The sequence below is a fragment of the Amycolatopsis sp. genome, assembly GCF_036008905.1.
Lineage (GTDB): Bacteria > Actinomycetota > Actinomycetes > Mycobacteriales > Pseudonocardiaceae > Amycolatopsis.
Genome location: NZ_DASYMU010000051.1, coordinates 1 through 18,209, shown reverse-complemented (window position 1 = coordinate 18,209; position 18,209 = coordinate 1). Strand labels below are relative to the sequence as shown.

Here is an 18,209-nt window from a genome sequence, read left to right as displayed (position 1 = left end):
CATGAACGGACCTTTCATCGCGTTTTTTGAGATGAAAGGTCCGTTCATGCCACTTCCGCGTTGGGCACCCGAGTTGACATTCGTCATATCGCGCTCGTGACCGCGCTTCACTACCCGCGTCCTCCCCGCCACGGCACCGTGGAGGGCACACGAGGACATGGGGATGACGATGGAAGAAGTACTCAAGGTGCGGGGCGCACGGCACCGCTACGGCGACAAGGTCGCGCTGGACGGCGTGGACCTCGACGTCCACGCGGGCGAGTGTGTGGCGCTGCTCGGGCCGAACGGCGCCGGTAAGACGACGCTGGTCAACCTGGCCATCGGGCTGCTGTCGCGGCAGGCGGGGGAGATCACGCTCGCCGGCGGAGACCCGCGGCACGCGGCGACACGGCGCAAGCTCGGCGTGGTCCAGCAGTCGCTCGGCTTCCCGAACACCATGCGCGTCGGCGAGGCCGTCAGCGGCGCGGCAGTCCGCGCCGGGATGACGCGCGGCGCGGCGGGCCCGATTCTCGCCGAGGTCGGCCTGACGGACCTGCTCAAGCAGCGCGTCGTGAAGCTCTCCGGCGGGCAGCGGCAGCGCGTGCAGCTCGCGATGGCGCTTGTCGCCGACCCCGCGCTCCTCGTCCTCGACGAACCGACCGTGGGCCTCGACGTGCCCGCCCGCCGCCGTTTCTGGGACCTGCTCGCCGAGCGGCGGGCGAAGGGAACGGGCGTGCTCGTCACGACCCACCTGATCGAAGAGTCGGCCGCCGTCGCCGATCGGGTCGTGGTGCTGGCGAACGGGCGCGTGCTCGCCGACGCGCGGCCGGACGTGCTCGTCGACCGGTTGCCGGACCGGACGGTGTCCGCGAGGACCACGTTGTCCGGCGAACAGCTTTCGCGGCTGCCGGGGGTCGTCTCGGTCGACCGGGAGGGTGAGCACGTGCGGCTCACCACCCGGTCGCCCGAGGCGCTGCTGCGGCGCCTGCTGGCGGAGGACCCCGCGCTCGCCGAGCTGCGGGTCGAAGGTGCGGGACTGGAAGAAGCCGTGGTCGCCCTGACCAAGGCCTCGGGAACGGCGGTAGCGGCATGAGCACGATGACAGCGACGACAGCTCGGGTATTGCGCGTCGAGATCGCCGACGACGTCCGCGCGATCGTGCGGGAGCCCGCCGCGTTGTTCTTCTCGGTGCTGATGCCGGTCGGTTTCTTCGCCCTGTTCGTCTCGTTGTTCGGCCATCAGACGTCCGGCTCGGGCACCTCGGCGGGCACGCTGATGGTCGCCACGTTCGGCACCTTCGGTGTGCTGGCGGTGACCCTGCTCAACCCGGCCATCAGCGTCGCCGGAGACCGGGAACGCGGCTGGCTGCGCGCGAAGCAGGTCTCCGGCGTGCCTACGCTGGTCACGCTGGCCGCGAAAATGCTCGCCGCGCTGCCTTACGCCCTGGCGGTGCTGGTAGCCATGGCTGTGGCGGCCGCGCTCAACGGCTCGCTGGACGCGCCGATCGGCAAGCTGCTGATCATCGCCGTGGTACTGCTGCTCGGTTCGCTGCCGTTCACGCTGCTCGGGCTGGCCGTCGGGTTCGTCGCCAGTCCCAACGCGACCTCGGCGATCCTGAACGCGTTCATGTTCCCCGCGGCGGTGCTGTCCGGGCTGTGGATGCCGCTCGAGATCATGCCCGCGTTCGTCCAGCACCTCGCGCCGTTCCTGCCGACCTATCACCTCGCGCAGCTGGCCGTCGCCCAGCTGAACGGCGGCCCGGTGCTGGTCCACATCCTGGTGCTGCTCGGCATGACCGTGGTGACCGCGGCGCTGGCCTCAGTGGCCTACCGTCGTGGACGATCATGACCGTGCAGACATCTTCCGAGCCCAGAGGTATCTCCTTCGGCTGGATCCACACGATCTACTTGGCGATCCCCCTGTTCCAGCCGATGTTCGACCCGGCGAGCGACGGCTGGGACTGGGCGATCGCCGTCGGCATCGCGGTGCTGGGCGGGGTGCTGTACTTCGTCGGCCTCCTGCGCGTCGACCTCGCCCGCTGGTACTCCGCGGTCCCGCTCACCGTGCTCGCGGTGGCCACGATGCCGCTGAACGCGGGAGCTTCGGTGCTGCTGGTCTACGCGGCGGGCTCGGCCGGACGGGTCGAGAACCGGGCGAACGCGATCCGCTGGTTCGTCGGGCTCACCATCCTGCTGCTGGGGATGAGCGTGGTGATCCCGGCGCCGCTGCCGTGGCGGTTGTTCAGCATCATCCCGTCGCTGCTGTTCATCTGGGTCATCGGGCTGGTCTGCATCGAGGAGGCCGAGCGCGCGCGGGAAGCGTCCGAGCTGCGGCTGCGCAACGCCCGCATCGAGCACCTGGCCACCATCACCGAGCGCGAACGCATCGCCCGTGACCTGCACGACCTGCTCGGGCATTCGCTGACCGCGGTGGTCATGCGGGCGCAGCTGATCGGCGCCGACCCGTCCCGCGCGGTGACGGAGGCCGCCGAGATCGAGCGCACCGCCCGCGACGCGCTCGCCGAGGTGCGCAACGCGTTGTCGGGCTGGCGCCAAGCGAGTCTCGAACGTGAAGTGGAGACGGCTCGTGGCGCACTGGCCAGCGCGGACGTCGAGTTGGTGGTCCGGCGCGAAGCCGATCTCGTGCTCATCGGCTCCACCGAACACGAGCTGGCGCTGGCCCTGCGAGAAGCTGTCACCAATGTCGCGCGGCACGCGCGGGCGAAGACGTGTCATATCGGCATCCACTGTGAGGACGACGAGTTGAAGCTGGTGATCGCGGACGACGGCGTCGGCGGCAAGTCCCGCGAGGGCAACGGCCTGACCGGCATCCGCGAGCGCGTCACCGCGCTGGGCGGCCGGCTGGACCGCACGACGTCGGCAGGCACGACCGTGACCATCGCGGTGCCGCTGGCGGTGGCGGTGTGAGCGAGCTGATCAGGGTCGTGCTCGCCGAAGATCAGACGATGGTGCTCGGCGCCTTCGCCGCGTTGCTGGATCTCCAGCCGGACCTCGACGTCGTGGCCACCGCGACCACCGGCGACGAGGCGCTCGCCGCCGTCGCCGAACACCGCCCGGACGTGCTGCTCACCGACATCGAAATGCCCGGCCGGACCGGCCTTGATGTCGCCGTCGAGCTGCACAAACGCGGTGACCGGACCCGGGTGCTCATCGTGACGACGTTCGCCCGCAGCGGCTACCTCCGCCGCGCGCTGGACGCCGGCGTCTCCGGGTACGTGCTCAAGGACGCGCCCATCGGCGATCTCGTGACAGCGTTGCGCAAGGTCCACGCCGGCGAGCGCGTGGTGGCCCCGGAGCTCGCCATGGCCGCCTGGGACCACACCGACCCGCTGACCGACCGCGAGCGTGAACTCCTGCGCGAAGTCGCCACCGGCGCGTCGAACGCCGAGATCGCCGGAAGGCTCCATCTCGCCGAGGGCACCGTCCGCAACTACCTCTCGGCCGCGATGGCGAAGCTCGGCGCGCAGAGCCGTTCGCACGCCGCGCGCGTCGCGGGTGAACGAGGCTGGCTTTGACGCCTTGCCGCGCGGTGCTCAGCCGCCCAGCACGCCGCCCAGCACACCGTTGACCACGCCGTCCGCCAGCCCGGTCACCGACCCCAGCAGGTCGGTGTTCGTAGGCGTCGGTGTTGCCGTCGTCGGTGTCGACGATGGTGCCGGTGTCGGCTGGGTCTGTACCGGGTTCGTGGGCTCCGACGTTTCGGCCCGTGGGGTCGTCGGGGTCGCCGATGTGTCGACAGTGGTTGTCGTCGACCCAGTACTGGACACGGGCCCACTACTCGTCGCCGATGGGGAGGTTCGCGGCGTGGTGCCGCCCGGCTGGGTACTTTTCGGCGCGGTACGTGGAGGAGCCGATTCGCTGGGACTGACCGGCTCGGCAGCCGTCTTGGCTTCGTCGAGAACGGGACCGCTGCTGCTGGTCGAGAGGCCGGGCTGGGTCGCGGGTGTGGTCGGGGCAAGGCCGGCGCTGTTGTCGCCGCCCGGGCCCGCGGCGGTGAGTGCGGCCTCGTCATGCGGCTGGATTACCCCGAACGCGACGGCGGCGAGCCCGAACAACGCGGCGACGCCCGCGGCGACGGTGACCGTCTTCCGCTTACCGGTACGCGCCTGCGCCGGCAGTTCGCTCTCGCGTCGCAACAGCTTGGCCACCGGGAGCTGCACGGTTGACGCGTCGTCGCCGTCGAAGTCCGCGAACTCCCGGCGTTGGCCGGATTCGGCAGGCTTGACGACCGAACGGTTCCTCATGACCGGAAGCTTCTTCGCGGGCTTGACGCCCTCACGGCGCAACAAGTCGGTGACGGTCAACTGCCCGGTGGTCTCACCTCGCCGGGATTCCGCTGCATCGCTCGACACGCTCAAACCTCCACTCGGCACCGTTGTGGCGAGCCATTGTCTACCGTCGTTACCATCTCGTTGTACTCGATGTGAGACGACGATCACAGCCATTTGGGCTAAGTGGCGGCCAATTGAGGCTGTGCGTAGCCGATCGGTACCACTGTGTGTAGAGCTTTCGTTCGATCCCTGGCGTGGTGCCGCCACATTGCCGTGCCCATCAATTTGACGAGTCGCGCTGAAAAATATGGTGAGGCGCTGACATTCCGGCCGGGCTCGATCATCTTTCGGCTACGTCCCCGGCAGCGGGTTCGTCACCTCCGCGGTCGCCGAGCGGGCAGGTATTGACAGGGAACAACGGTTGCCGCTGCCTGCTGGTGCGGGTCTGGATCGAAGTACAAGAAGTGCTGCGTGCCCAGCTCGCGCGATTAAGAGACTCTGCTCACCTGCGCTTGTGACGCTGTGCACAAGCGCTTCAACGCTGCGCCAACCGGTCGGTCCGCAGCGTGGCATCTTGACGGGAAGCGCTGCGGGGGTCACGCTTACTGCCAACGGTGAGAGCCAGCACAGACCTTGCGGGAGGGATGTGGCTGACCGGGCCGGAGGCATTACCCGATAGGCGTTGCGTTCGAGGCTGGGCCCCATTAGGAGAGCCCCCTGGACAGAGTGCGCCTTACGGGCTAGACTGCTTCTTTGCGCTGCCCTCTTTCAGGCTGCCCGGAACCGGTAGTTAGGATGTGGGCACCACGGCACCCTTGACAGCTCGCATTAGTAGTTGCTAACGCGGCTGCGCACCGCTCTTTGTCCCCGGAAGGACGCATCTTGGCAGTCTCTCCCGCGAATCAGGCCACTGCTGCGACGACCTCGGCTACGGCATCAACGGGAATTCCAGGAGCACCCAAGCGGGTCTCTTTCGCGAAGATTCGCGAGCCCCTGAGCACCCCGAACCTGCTTGACGTGCAGATCCGGTCGTTTGAATGGTTTACCGGCGACGAGGCGTGGTTCGAACGCCGCGTCGAGGAAGGCGAAGAAAACCCGGTCGGAGGCCTCTCGGAGGTTCTCAACGAGATCTCCCCGATCGAGGACTTCTCCGGCTCCATGTCCCTGTCCTTCTCCGACCCGCGCTTCGACGAGGTCAAGGCCTCCGTCGAGGAGTGCAAGGACAAGGACATGACCTACGCCGCGCCGCTGTTCGTCACGGCCGAGTTCGTCAACAACAACACTGGTGAGATCAAGAGCCAGACGGTCTTCATGGGCGATTTCCCGGTGATGACCGACAAGGGCACCTTCGTCATCAACGGCACCGAGCGTGTCGTGGTGTCCCAGCTCGTGCGCTCACCCGGTGTCTACTTCGACACCAGCGTCGACAAGACCACCGACAAGGACGTCTTCAGCGTCAAGGTCATCCCGAGCCGGGGTGCTTGGCTGGAGTTCGACGTCGACAAGCGCGACACCGTCGGTGTCCGGATCGACCGCAAGCGCCGCCAGCCGGTCACCGTACTGCTGAAGGCGCTGGGCTGGACCACCGAGGCGATCCGTGAGCGCTTCTCCTTCTCGGAGACGCTGATGGCCACCCTCGAGAAGGACCACACCGCCGGTACCGACGAGGCACTGCTCGACATCTACCGGAAGCTGCGCCCGGGCGAGCCCCCCACCAAGGAGAGCGCCCAGACGCTCTTGGAGAACCTGTTCTTCAAGACGAAGCGCTACGACCTGGCGAAGGTCGGCCGGTACAAGGTCAACAAGAAGCTGGGCCAGAAGTCCCCGTACGACACGGGCACGCTGACCGAAGAAGACATCGTCACGACCATCGAGTACCTGGTCCGGCTGCACGCCGGCGAGGAAAAGATGACCATCGACGGTGTCGAGCTCCCCGTCGAGGTCGACGACATCGACCACTTCGGTAACCGGCGTCTGCGCACCGTGGGCGAGCTGATCCAGAACCAGATCCGGGTCGGCCTCTCCCGCATGGAGCGCGTCGTCCGGGAGCGGATGACGACTCAGGACGTCGAGGCGATCACGCCGCAGACCCTGATCAACATCCGTCCCGTCGTGGCGGCGATCAAGGAGTTCTTCGGGACTTCGCAGCTGTCGCAGTTCATGGACCAGAACAACCCGCTGTCCGGGCTCACGCACAAGAGGCGTCTGTCCGCGCTCGGCCCCGGTGGTCTGTCCCGTGAGCGTGCCGGTATGGAGGTCCGGGACGTCCACCCGAGCCACTACGGCCGGATGTGCCCGATCGAGACCCCGGAAGGCCCGAACATCGGCTTGATCGGCTCGCTCTGCTCCTACGCGCGGGTCAACCCGTTCGGTTTCATCGAGACGCCGTACCGCAAGGTCGTCGAGGGCCAAGTCACCGATCAGGTCGACTACCTGACGGCCGACGAAGAGGACAGGTTCGTCAAGGCGCAGGCCAACGCGCCCATCGACGACGACGGCCACTTCAAGGAAGATCGCGTCCTGGTCCGTAAGAAGGGCGGCGAGGTCGAGCTCATCGACCCCACCGACGTGGACTACATGGACGTCTCGCCGCGCCAGATGGTGTCGGTCGCGACGGCCATGATCCCGTTCATCGAGCACGACGACGCGAACCGCGCCCTGATGGGTGCGAACATGCAGCGTCAGGCCGTGCCCCTGCTCCGCAACTCGGCGCCGCTCGTCGGCACCGGCATGGAGCTGCGTGCCGCGATCGACGCCGGTGACGTCCTCGTCGCCGAGCAGGCCGGTGTGGTGGAGGAACTCTCCGCCGACCTGGTCACGATCATGCACGACGACGGCACCCGGAAGAGCTACGGACTGTACAAGTTCCGCCGCTCGAACCACGGCACCTGCTTCAACCACCGCCCGATCGTCAACGAGGGCGACCGGGTCGAAAAGGGCCAGGTCATCGCCGACGGCCCGTCCACCGAGAACGGTGAGATGGCACTCGGCAAGAACCTGCTCGTGGCGGTCATGCCGTGGGAAGGCCACAACTACGAGGACGCGATCATCCTCTCGGAGCGCCTGGTGCAGGACGACGTGCTCACGTCGATCCACATCGAGGAGCACGAGATCGATGCCCGCGACACGAAGCTGGGCGCCGAGGAGATCACCCGGGACATCCCGAACGTCTCCGAGGAGGTACTGGCCGACCTCGACGAGCGCGGCATCATCCGGATCGGTGCCGAGGTCCGCGACGGCGACATCCTCGTCGGCAAGGTCACGCCCAAGGGCGAGACCGAGCTGACGCCGGAAGAGCGTCTCCTCCGCGCGATCTTCGGTGAGAAGGCCCGCGAAGTCCGCGACACCTCGCTGAAGGTGCCGCACGGCGAGACCGGCAAGGTCATCGGCATCCGCGTGTTCTCGCGCGAGGACGACGACGAGCTGCCCCCGGGCGTCAACGAACTGGTCCGCGTCTACGTGGCCCAGAAGCGGAAGATCCAGCCTGGTGACAAGCTGGCCGGCCGGCACGGCAACAAGGGTGTCATCGGCAAGATCCTGCCCGCCGAGGACATGCCGTTCATGGAGGACGGCACCCCGGTCGACATCATCCTGAACACGCACGGTGTGCCGCGACGGATGAACATCGGCCAGGTCCTCGAGCTGCACCTCGGATGGCTCGCTTCGCAGGGCTGGAAGATCGAGGGCAACCCGGACTGGTCGAAGAACCTGAACCAGGAGCTCTTCGACGTCGACGCCGGCACGAACACCGCCACCCCGGTGTTCGACGGTGCCCAGGAAGACGAGATCACCGGGCTGCTCGGCGCGACCAAGCCGAACCGCGACGGTGAGCGCATGGTCAAGCAGAACGGCAAGGCCACCCTGCTGGACGGCCGCTCCGGTGAGCCGTACCCGTACCCGGTCGCCGTCGGCTACATGTACATCCTGAAGCTCCACCACCTGGTCGACGACAAGATCCACGCACGTTCCACCGGCCCGTACTCGATGATCACGCAGCAGCCGCTGGGTGGTAAGGCACAGTTCGGTGGCCAGCGCTTCGGTGAGATGGAGTGCTGGGCGATGCAGGCCTACGGCGCGGCGTACACGCTGCAGGAACTGCTGACGATCAAGTCGGATGACGTGGTCGGCCGCGTGAAGGTGTACGAGGCCATCGTCAAGGGGGAGAACATCCCCGAGCCGGGTATCCCGGAGTCGTTCAAGGTGCTCCTGAAGGAGCTCCAGTCGCTGTGCCTGAACGTTGAGGTGCTCTCCAGCGACGGTGCGGCGATCGAGATGCGCGATTCCGACGACGAGGACCTCGAGCGCGCCGCCGCCAACCTCGGCATCAACCTGTCGCGCAACGAGTCGCCCTCGGTGGACGACGTCGTGCACTGACGGTGTGACGGGCGGGTGCCTGCCTAGTGCGGGCGCCCGCCCCAACGCCAACCCCTCTTAGTCGAATCAACCCCAAGGGGATGTAAAGACGTGCTGGACGTCAATTTCTTCGATGAGCTCCGCATCGGCCTTGCTACCGCTGACGACATCCGCCAGTGGTCCTTCGGTGAGGTCAAGAAGCCGGAGACCATCAACTACCGCACCCTGAAGCCGGAGAAGGACGGACTCTTCTGCGAGAAGATCTTCGGTCCGACCCGGGACTGGGAGTGCTACTGCGGTAAGTACAAGCGAGTCCGCTTCAAGGGCATCATCTGTGAGCGCTGCGGCGTCGAGGTGACCCGCGCCAAGGTCCGCCGTGAGCGCATGGGCCACATCGAGCTGGCCGCTCCGGTCACGCACATCTGGTACTTCAAGGGTGTTCCGTCCCGGCTGGGCTACCTGCTCGACCTGGCGCCGAAGGACCTCGAAAAGATCATCTACTTCGCGGCCTACGTGATCACCGGGGTGAACACCGAGCTCCGGCACAACGACCTGCCGACCCTCGAGAACGAGATCGGCATCGAGCGCAAGAACCTCGAAGCCAAGCGTGACGCCGACATCGAGGCACGGGCGCAGAAGCTCGAAGCCGACCTCGCCGAGCTGGAGGCCGAGGGCGCCAAGTCCGACGTCCGCCGCAAGGTGAAGGAAGGCGGCGAGCGCGAGATGCGTCAGCTGCGTGACCGTGCCGGTCGCGAGCTGGACCGCCTCGAAGAGGTCTGGACGACCTTCGTCAAGCTGGACGTGCGTCAGCTGATCGCCGACGAGCTGCTCTACCGCGAGCTCATCGACCGGTACGGCGAGTACTTCACCGGTGGCATGGGCGCCGAGTCCATCCAGAAGCTGGCCGCCGAGTTCGACGTGGCAGCCGAGGCCGACCACCTGCGCGACACCATCCGCAACGGCAAGGGGCAGAAGAAGCTCCGCGCGCTCAAGCGGCTCAAGGTCGTCGCGGCGTTCCAGGCCACCGGCAACGACCCCCGCGGCATGGTCCTCGACGCCGTCCCGGTGATCCCGCCGGACCTGCGCCCGATGGTCCAGCTCGACGGTGGCCGGTTCGCCACCTCGGACCTGAACGACCTCTACCGCCGTGTCATCAACCGGAACAACCGGTTGAAGCGGCTCATCGACCTCGGCGCGCCCGAGATCATCGTGAACAACGAGAAGCGGATGCTGCAGGAGGCCGTCGACGCGCTGTTCGACAACGGCCGCCGCGGCCGTCCCGTCACCGGCCCGGGCAACCGGCCGTTGAAGTCGCTGTCCGACCTGTTGAAGGGCAAGCAGGGCCGGTTCCGTCAGAACCTGCTCGGCAAGCGCGTCGACTACTCGGGCCGTTCGGTCATCATCGTCGGTCCGCAGCTGAAGCTGCACCAGTGCGGTCTGCCGAAGGACATGGCGCTCGAGCTGTTCAAGCCGTTCGTCATGAAGCGGCTGGTCGACCTCAACCACGCGCAGAACATCAAGTCCGCCAAGCGCATGGTCGAGCGTTCGCGCCCGCAGGTGTGGGACGTGCTCGAAGAGGTCATCACCGGTCACCCGGTGATGCTGAACCGCGCACCGACCCTGCACCGCCTGGGTATCCAGGCCTTCGAGCCGCAACTGGTCGAAGGCAAGGCCATCCAGTTGCACCCGCTGGTCTGTGAAGCGTTCAACGCCGACTTCGACGGTGACCAGATGGCCGTGCACCTCCCGCTGTCCGCGGAGGCGCAGTCCGAGGCCCGCATCCTGATGCTCTCGGCGAACAACATCCTGTCGCCCGCGTCGGGTCGTCCGCTCGCCATGCCGCGTCTGGACATGGTGACCGGTCTGTTCCACCTGACCCGGCTCGACGAAGGTTCGGAAGGCGCCGGCAAGGCGTTCTCCTCGCCGGCCGAGGCCATCATGGCCTTCGACCGCAAGGCGCTGAGCCTGCACGCGCCGGTGAAGATCCGGATCAAGGACCGTCAGCCCGCCAAGGCCGACGAAGCCAAGCTGGCCGAGAACGGCTGGGGCCCGGGTAAGACCTGGCTCGCCGAGACCACCCTCGGCCGCGTGCTGTTCAACGAGTTGCTCCCGGCGGACTACCCGTTCATCAACGAGCCGATGCCCAAGAAGCGTCAGGCCGTGATCGTGAACGACCTCGCCGAGCGGTACTCCATGACGCAGGTCGCGCAGACGCTCGACCGGCTCAAGGACGCCGGCTTCTACTGGGCCACCCGGTCCGGTGTCACCGTCGCCATCTCCGATGTCGTGGTGCCGCCGGAGAAGCAGGGCATCCTCGACGAGTACGAGCTCAAGGCCGACCAGGTCGAGAAGCGGTACCAGCGTGGACAGCTCTCGCACACCGAGCGCAACAACGAACTGGTCAAGGTCTGGACCCAGGCGACCGAAGACGTCGCCAAGGTCATGGAAGCCCACTTCCCGGACGACAACCCGATCTCGATCATCGTCAAGTCGGGTGCGGCCGGGAACATGACGCAGGTCCGGTCGCTGGCCGGTATGCGTGGCCTGGTGTCGAACCCGAAGGGTGAGTACATCCCGCGTCCGATCAAGGCCAACTTCCGTGAAGGCCTTTCGGTGGCGGAGTACTTCATCGCGACGCACGGTGCCCGAAAGGGCCTCGCGGACACCGCGATGCGGACCGCCGACTCGGGTTACCTGACCCGTCGTCTGGTGGACGTGTCGCAGGACGTCATCGTCCGCGAGACCGACTGTGCCGGTACCCGTGGCATCTCCATGGTCATCGGTGAGGACATCGGCGGTGGCAAGGTCCTGCGTGACCAGCACGTCGAGACCAGCGTCTACGCGCGCTGCCTCGCCGAGGACGCGGTGGACGCCCAGGGCAACGTCGTGCTCAACCGCAACGACGACCTTGGTGACCCGGCGATCGAGAAGCTCGTCTCGAGCGGGATCGCCAAGGTCAAGGTCCGCAGCGTGCTGACCTGCGAGTCGGTCGTCGGTGTCTGTGCGCGGTGCTACGGCCGTTCGATGGCGACCGGTCTTCTGGTCGACGTCGGCGAGGCCGTCGGTATCGTCGCGGCGCAGTCGATCGGTGAGCCGGGAACCCAGCTCACCATGCGTACCTTCCACCAGGGTGGCGTCGTCGGTGACGACATCACCAAGGGTCTTCCCCGGGTGCAGGAGCTCTTCGAGGCTCGTGTCCCCAAGGGCAAGGCGCCGATCGCCGACGTCGATGGCCGCGTGCGCATCGAAGAGAGCGAGCGGTTCTGGAAGATCACGCTGATCCCGGACGACGGTGGCGAAGAGATCGTCTTCGACAAGCTGTCCAAGCGTCAGCGGCTCGCGAACACCCCGACCGGCCCGCTCGCCGACGGCGACCACGTGTCGGTCGGCCAGCAGCTGCTGGAAGGTACCCCGGACCCGCACGAGGTTCTCCGCGTGATGGGCCCCCGCGAGGCGCAGATGCACCTCGTGGACGAGGTCCAGCAGGTGTACCGGGCACAGGGTGTGTCGATCCACGACAAGCACATCGAGGTGATCGTCCGGCAGATGCTCCGCCGGGTCACGATCATCGAGAACGGGTCCACGGACTTCCTGCCGGGCGAGCTGCCCGAGCGGACCAAGTTCGAGGCGCGTAACCGTGCCGCGGTCGCCGAAGGTGGCGAGCCGGCATCGGGTCGCCCGGTGCTGATGGGGATCACGAAGGCCTCGCTGACCACGGACTCGTGGCTGTCGGCGGCGTCGTTCCAGGAGACCACCCGAGTCCTGACCGACGCGGCCATCAACGGCCGTAGCGACAGGCTCGTGGGTCTCAAGGAGAACGTCATCATCGGTAAGTTGATCCCGGCCGGTACGGGTATCAACCGGTACCGCAACATCCAGGTGCAGCCGACCGAGGAGGCCCGGGTGGCGGCGTACGCCATCCCGTCCTACGACGACGGTTACTACACCCCGGATGTCTTCGGTACGGGCACCGGTGCGGCGGTTCCGCTGGACGACTACGACTTCGGTCGCGACTTCCGCTAACCCGCCCTCGCTTTACCGCTCGACCCGTTTGACCCCAGCGAGCCCCCGGTCCACTTCGGACCGGGGGCTCGCTTTATGCCCGCACGCTGCGTTTAGCGGGCTAATCGTCCTCGCGCTTGGCGTCGGCCCAGGTAGAGGAGGGCGGCGCCGGGGAGGACGAGGGCGGCGTTGATGGCGAGCATGACGCCTGCGGCGCCGGAGGACTCGATCATGGGGTTCGGCCACAGCGGTCCCAGTGCGACGCGGATGGTCTCGCCCTGCTCGGGCAGCGGCGCCGAACTCCACCACACCGACTGGTCGACCAGCCCGTCGCCGTAGTCGCCGCTCACGGTGGCGGACCGAGACAGGTACCAGTCCCACGGCGAGACGCTGGTGACCATGAGGTCGACGTCGGTGCGAACGCCCAGTAGGTAGAGGACCGCGTTGAGCACGTAGATCGCCCCAGGCAACAGGAACGCGAGCCCGAACGCGCAGATGAGCACGGGCGGCCAGATCGGCGGCAGGTCGACGTCGCCCGCGCGCTGCTTGCGATAGCGGCCGAGCCGCACGCCCGCGAAGATCACGATGACCGGCAGGACCACGAAGAGCAGCACAAACGTGAACACCCCACCCAGCGCCCCACCGGCCAGCGCCGCCGGAGCCACCCAGCCCACCGTTGTCACCGCCGCCACGACCCCCGCCGCGATCCGCAGCGCCGCCCCCGCCCTCGCGACCCGCCTGCCCGCCACAAACAGCACCAAGGCGACGCCGTACCCCACGACCGCGAGCACCAGATAATCCGTAAAGCGCATCCCACTCCCGGAATCGGCCCCTGACCAGGGCGAGGACGTTTAGCCCGCGAAAGGCGCGCGCCCTGGTCAGGGGGTTAGAAGTCGAGGTCCTCGCTGGTTTCGTCAGTGGACTGGTCGACACCGGTGTTGTCGTACCCGGCGGCCTTCGCGAAGCCGGTGCCGTACCCGGCGGCTTTGGTGCCGACGCCGATGCCGGTCTGGGTCTGCTTCGCGCCGGTCGCCGGAGTCTCCCAGTTGCCCTGCCCGTCCGCAGCCTTGCCGAGGCCGACGGTGTCCCACGCGGCCTTCTTGCCCGCGGTCAGGAACGACTCCCCGACACCGTTGTAGACCCGCTGCCCGACCATCCCGGTCTCCGCGCCCTGCAGCCGCGTGGCCCAGCTGGTCTTGCCGCCCGCACTGATCTCCAGCTTCGCGAGCCCGCTCTGCAAGGCCTTGGTGTCCATGATCGTCTTGAAGTTCGTCGACAGGTCGGTGAACCATTTCTTCAGGTTCGCCAGGAACTCCTGGATCTTGTCGAGCAGCTTCTGCAGCTTGCTGACCTGCTTGGTCGCCCGTACCCCGGTCTGCGCGCCCTTGACGCCGGTCGCCGTCCCGGCCGCCGCGGTGGAGCCGCCGAAAGTCGGCACGGCCGCGGCGAGCGCCGGGATCCAGATCATCACGAGCCAGGTGATGAACTCCGTCAGGAGCGCCTTGATGAACTCCTCGATGACGGTCATGACCATGCTCGACAGCTGCAGCAGCTTCGCGATGTCCCCGGCCTGCCCGGCGATCCCGTTGATGCCGTTGGCGAACTCGCCGAGCTTCCGCGCCGCCGCTTCGGCCGCGGGGCCCTCCCACTGCGCGAGCGACGTCTGCGCGTCCTCGGCGAACTTCTTGCTGTAGTTCTGCAGCCCGGTCCCGACCGCGCCGAAGTTGCCAGCCGCGTTGGCGAGCGCGGGCCCGTCCCCGCTGACGAGCTGGATCGCGTCCTGCAGCGGCTGGACCACCGACAGCAGGAAGTTGAGCCCGGCCCCGACGAGCCAGCCGATCGGGTCGGTCGCGATGCTGCTGACGTCCATGCACGAACTCACGAACGAAGCACCGTCCGACGCCAGCGAGGTGATCTCGCCGCCGTCGAGCTTGCCGTCCTTGGCGCCCGAGACGACACCCTCGAACACCTTCGCCCCGGACCCGAGCGGACCCGGCAGCGAAGAGGCGATCTTGCCGGTGTCGATGAACCCGGGATCGTCCTCGGTCTTGATGGTGATCCCGCTCTGGTCACCTTTGACTTCGGCCATGGTCGTCTCCCCCTTCCGTCAGCTCGCCGGACCGAGCTGCGGTGGTTTCGTCCGGATGGGCGCCGGCTGGTCGAGGAGCGTGAGGATCTCGTTCAGCGCGGCTTTGCTGTCGTCTTCGTGCTGCTGGTAAGCGTTCGCGGCCGCGGTCAACTTCTCCGACGCCGCGGTGAGCCCGGTCGACATCTCGAGCAGCAGCTCCTGGAGGTCGGTCAGCATCCCGGTGTACTTCCCCTTGACGACGAGACCGACGAGCCCCCAGGACTCGTCGCCCACGTCCGACTGGCGCACCAGCCCGGCGATCTCGCCGGGGATGACGGTGTCGCCCTGCAGGTTCTGTGCGTACTGCCGCAGCGCTTGGACAACGACAGCGTGTCCGCCGCTCATCGGGGGTCCTCCTCGTCGAACAGGTTCTTCAGGAACGTGTCGCCGTGCGAAGTCGGCGGCGGCGGGGTCGGGCGCGGGCGCGGGGGCGGTTCGGTCGCTTCGCTGAGGAGGGTCCGCTCGGAGAAGTCGTCGGCCTGCGGTACCGGAGCCGCGTTCTCGGGCATCCTCGACTTCAGCTCGTCGACGCTGATCCCGAACGCGTCGGCCTGGGCCTTGAGCACCTGGTCGACGAGGTTCAGTTCACCGCCGAGATGCTCGTCGACGATGGTGGCCTGACGGCGCGCCGATTCGGCGATCGCCTGCCGCATGGTCGTCATCAGCGCGGCGGAAAGCGCTTGCGGGCTCTGCTCGAGCGCGGCCTTCGTGAACTGGACGTCGGTGACCGACCCGCCGGGACCCGAGGTCACCGTGATCGCGCCGTCCGGCGAGGTGACACTGGCTTCGAGCCCGGTCAGTTCCGCTTGCAGGTCGCCGATCCCGGCGAACTGGTCGTCGACGTTCTTGATCTTCGACTGGAACTTCTCGAACTGCGCTACGAGTTGCTCGAACTCGGCCGACACGGTTGCCTCCTCGGGAGTGGTCTCCGGCTCATCGTGACCCACTGGTCTGGTTGGACGCAGCGAAGAGCCGAATGGATCCGTCGCCTCACCCGATCGAATGAGGGCTCGGAGTTCCCCGGATTAGGTAACGAAAAGATCACGGAATCTGCCTCGTGAGAGCGCCCTCGCGACGTACCGTCACGGCGACTTCTCACATATCGGACCAATTCGGTCGCAATCACCCATCCGGCCTAAAAAAGCGCGCCAAATGCGTCCAAATCGTGGGAAAGTCACCTGATGTGGTTACATCCCATTCTTTGATCACGAGATTGACAGTAAGCGGGTATCACAAGAGTATTTCGCCCATGTCCTCTCCTGTCGCCCTGGTGTGGCGCCGGCACGTCGATCTGCGAATGCAGGCGAGTGCCCTCTGTCTGGAGTTCTGATTTCCTCTTCCGTTCACACGTAGACGGATTTTGACCACGCCCCAACGGTTCTGAGCTCGATGACGAGCGCCGCGGCGTGGTACTCGGCTTTCCCTTTGCGCTTTCGCGGCTTTGTGCTGCACGAAAACAAGGGGAGGGGTGTGTCTTATTCGTGGCGCCATTCGAAAGAAACAGGAGTACCGATGTTATCCAACTCGCCGAAGTGGCGAAAAGTGGTGATAGGTGCCATGGCGGCCGCGCTCGCGCTCGGTGCCGTCACCTATACCGGCTCGAGCACCAGCGCTTACGCCGACGTCAAGGTCACCACGGAGGCCAAGACGGCCTCCGACGGCAAGCAGTACTGGGTGCAGAACCACCTGGTCGGCACCGCCGCCAGTGCCCGCGCGGACAACGGCAAGCGCAAGAAGTGGCTGCTGGTCTGGGCCGGTGACGAGAACATCGCCGACACCTTGGTCAAGGACCTCAAGAACCTCCCCGGCACGCTCGGCGGTGGCCTGAACAAGGTCAAGAACGCCTTGCCCGGCCCCGACTTCCTCGCCGTCATCGACGTCACCGAGGGTTCGTCCACCTACGGCAAGGTCGTCAACACCGCGACCGTCGGCCCGCTGGTGGAGAACGAGCCGCACCACATGCAGTACGTGTGGCACAAGGGCGACACGATCTACGCCGGCGCGCTGTTCGCCGCGGCGACCTACGCCTTCGACGTCAGCGCGCTGCCCGCGTTGAAGCTCAAGGGCATCAGCCTGCCGACGGCCACGCTCGGTGGCTCGGTCCCGGACGCCTACTGGGTCCTCAAGGACGGCACCGCCTACGGCACGTACATGGGCGGGCCGGTCGTCCCCGGGCCGTACGCGTACCAGGACGGCTCGGTCCAGGTCGGCAACGGTTTCGCCGGTAGCCCAGGCGAGGTCGTCCACTTCGACCAGAACGCCAACGTGCTTTCCGAGTCACCCGCGGCGACACCGCAGGGGGACAACAAGAAGCTCTGCGACAACCTGCCGCAGCTGAGCAAGCCGACCTGCGCCAACCCGCACGGCATCCAGGCCCGCGAGGACCTGAACACCATGGTCACCAGTGACTACGCGGAACCGCGCAACATCATCCTCGACCCGGTCAAGCAGCCGTCGCCCTACCTGCGGCGCCCGACGGTCCGCACCTGGGACATCTCCGACCGCAACCACCCCAAGCTGAAGTCGGTCTCCTACCTCCCGGACGGCCCCCGCGCCGACCCGGCCGACCCGCTGCACGCCGAAAGCCGCGCGGTCATGGAGACCACGGTGACGAACCTGCCCGGCCACAAGGGCGCGTTCGCGCAGACCATGCAGGGTGGCGCGGTCTACTACACGCCGGACATCACCGCGGCCGAGCCGCACTGGCGTGAGGTGTTCGACGACGGCGCCGCGAACAAGGCCATCTACCCGAACAACGACTCCAACGGTGGCAGTTCCAACGGCGGCTGGATCCAGACCAGCCCCGACGACAAGTACCTCTACCGCGCCGTCGTCGGCAGGCAGAAGGGCACGCTCAGCCCCGATGACCCCGGCACCACCGGTGGCGTCTACGTGCTGGACATCCAGAAGCTGCTCGCCGCCGGCGACAACTACAAGGGCGCCATCGACACGAAGCTCAAGGCCCAGCAGGGCGGCGGGGAAGACCTCCCCACCGTTGTCGGCGCGGCACCGATCAACCCGGGGACCCCGGGCGCCGGTCCGCACTGGGGTGCCTACGACAACTTCACCCTCGGCGAGGACGGTTTCTACCACGAAACCGCCCAGCCGGAGCACCTCGCGGTGTCGAACTACTTCGTCGCCCGCTCGGGCCTCGACGGTGACCACAAGGTCAACCTGCTGAACCTCGGCAAGGACGGGAAGATCGCCGTCGATCAGAACTTCCGAGACGAGTTCACCGGCCAGGTCGGCATCAACTTCAACCGGAAGTCCTGGCCCCACGGGGCTTTCGGCAACGCGAAACCGCACTCGGAGCTGTTCGTGGTGGCGGACGCGGACGTGAAGTAAGTGGCCCGGCTAGGTAGGTAAGTGACCCGGCTAGGTAGGTAAGTGACTGTATGTGGGTGGGTCGTGAGTGGCTACGAGTGTTCTAGCACTCGTAGCCACTCACGACCTCTC

The 18,209-nt window shown here is 66.9% G+C and carries 12 protein-coding genes and 1 pseudogene; 8 read left to right on the top strand and 5 right to left on the bottom strand.

All coding sequences use genetic code 11. From position 1 onward, the window contains the following. The first annotated feature begins 163 nt into the window (after window positions 1-163). From VGP60_RS09935 to VGP60_RS09920, 4 genes are read left to right on the top strand one after another with little or no spacing between them, the layout of a single operon-like run. Window positions 164-1,072 (top strand): ABC transporter ATP-binding protein, encoded by a 909-nt coding sequence (locus VGP60_RS09935; protein WP_327547625.1) that lies wholly within the window; start codon window positions 164-166, stop codon window positions 1,070-1,072. Then, a complete protein-coding gene (locus VGP60_RS09930; RefSeq protein WP_327547624.1) occupies window positions 1,069-1,827 on the top strand; it encodes an ABC transporter permease in 759 nt (252 codons plus the stop codon). Before VGP60_RS09935 ends, VGP60_RS09930 begins: the two co-directional genes overlap by 4 nt. Next, a complete protein-coding gene (locus VGP60_RS09925; protein WP_327547623.1) occupies window positions 1,824-2,906 on the top strand; it encodes a sensor histidine kinase in 1,083 nt (360 codons plus the stop codon). Before VGP60_RS09930 ends, VGP60_RS09925 begins: the two co-directional genes overlap by 4 nt. Window positions 2,907-2,911: 5 nt before the next feature. After that, window positions 2,912-3,514, top strand: a complete 603-nt coding sequence (locus VGP60_RS09920; RefSeq protein ID WP_327547626.1) for a response regulator transcription factor — start codon at window positions 2,912-2,914, stop codon at window positions 3,512-3,514. An 18-nt stretch (window positions 3,515-3,532) separates the two neighbouring features. Here the strand turns inward: VGP60_RS09920 and VGP60_RS09915 are convergent, their stop codons facing one another. After that, a complete protein-coding gene (locus tag VGP60_RS09915; protein WP_327547622.1) occupies window positions 3,533-4,351 on the bottom strand; it encodes a hypothetical protein in 819 nt (272 codons plus the stop codon). Window positions 4,352-4,699: 348 nt separating this feature from the next. On the opposite strand from VGP60_RS09915, the pseudogene VGP60_RS41670 reads away from it, so the two are divergent. From VGP60_RS41670 to VGP60_RS09905, 3 genes and pseudogenes are all read left to right on the top strand, one after another. Then, window positions 4,700-4,762 (top strand): annotated as a pseudogene (locus tag VGP60_RS41670) (SEC-C metal-binding domain-containing protein); the annotation flags it as partial. Window positions 4,763-5,152: 390 nt separating this feature from the next. Beyond that, window positions 5,153-8,644, top strand: a complete 3,492-nt coding sequence (locus VGP60_RS09910) for a DNA-directed RNA polymerase subunit beta (RefSeq protein WP_327547621.1) — start codon at window positions 5,153-5,155, stop codon at window positions 8,642-8,644. A gap of 90 nt (window positions 8,645-8,734) precedes the next feature. Beyond that, window positions 8,735-12,646 carry a DNA-directed RNA polymerase subunit beta' gene (locus tag VGP60_RS09905; RefSeq protein ID WP_327547620.1) on the top strand — a complete coding sequence of 1,304 codons (3,912 nt, stop codon included), beginning with the start codon at window positions 8,735-8,737 and terminating at the stop codon, window positions 12,644-12,646. A gap of 92 nt (window positions 12,647-12,738) precedes the next feature. Here VGP60_RS09905 and VGP60_RS09900 read toward each other — a convergent pair whose 3' ends face one another. The 4 genes from VGP60_RS09900 to VGP60_RS09885 form a co-directional block, all read right to left on the bottom strand. Next, a complete protein-coding gene (locus VGP60_RS09900; protein ID WP_327547619.1) occupies window positions 12,739-13,437 on the bottom strand; it encodes a hypothetical protein in 699 nt (232 codons plus the stop codon). 74 nt (window positions 13,438-13,511) lie between these two features. Next, window positions 13,512-14,714 (bottom strand): hypothetical protein, encoded by a 1,203-nt coding sequence (locus VGP60_RS09895; RefSeq protein ID WP_327547618.1) that lies wholly within the window; start codon window positions 14,712-14,714, stop codon window positions 13,512-13,514. A gap of 18 nt (window positions 14,715-14,732) precedes the next feature. After that, window positions 14,733-15,098 carry a hypothetical protein gene (locus tag VGP60_RS09890; protein WP_327547617.1) on the bottom strand — a complete coding sequence of 122 codons (366 nt, stop codon included), beginning with the start codon at window positions 15,096-15,098 and terminating at the stop codon, window positions 14,733-14,735. Continuing rightward, complete coding sequence (locus VGP60_RS09885) at window positions 15,095-15,658, bottom strand: YbaB/EbfC family nucleoid-associated protein (RefSeq protein ID WP_327547616.1); 564 nt, start codon at window positions 15,656-15,658, stop codon at window positions 15,095-15,097. Before VGP60_RS09885 ends, VGP60_RS09890 begins: the two co-directional genes overlap by 4 nt. A gap of 652 nt (window positions 15,659-16,310) precedes the next feature. Here VGP60_RS09885 and VGP60_RS09880 point away from each other — a divergent pair. Next, window positions 16,311-18,098: a hypothetical protein gene (locus VGP60_RS09880; protein WP_327547615.1), complete on the top strand. Its 1,788-nt coding sequence runs from the start codon at window positions 16,311-16,313 to the stop codon at window positions 18,096-18,098. Window positions 18,099-18,209: the final 111 nt, after the last annotated feature.

Bases quoted from the DNA above. Each gene is read 5' to 3' on its own strand.
- VGP60_RS09935 (WP_327547625.1), top strand. From the start codon at position 164: ATGACGATGGAAGAAGTACTCAAGGTGCGGGGCGCACGGCACCGCTAC.
- VGP60_RS09930 (WP_327547624.1), top strand. From the start codon at position 1,069: ATGAGCACGATGACAGCGACGACAGCTCGGGTATTGCGCGTCGAGATC.
- VGP60_RS09925 (WP_327547623.1), top strand. From the start codon at position 1,824: ATGACCGTGCAGACATCTTCCGAGCCCAGAGGTATCTCCTTCGGCTGG.
- VGP60_RS09900 (WP_327547619.1), bottom strand. From the start codon at position 13,437: ATGCGCTTTACGGATTATCTGGTGCTCGCGGTCGTGGGGTACGGCGTC.
- VGP60_RS09895 (WP_327547618.1), bottom strand. From the start codon at position 14,714: ATGGCCGAAGTCAAAGGTGACCAGAGCGGGATCACCATCAAGACCGAG.
- VGP60_RS09890 (WP_327547617.1), bottom strand. From the start codon at position 15,098: ATGAGCGGCGGACACGCTGTCGTTGTCCAAGCGCTGCGGCAGTACGCA.
- VGP60_RS09880 (WP_327547615.1), top strand. From the start codon at position 16,311: ATGGCGGCCGCGCTCGCGCTCGGTGCCGTCACCTATACCGGCTCGAGC.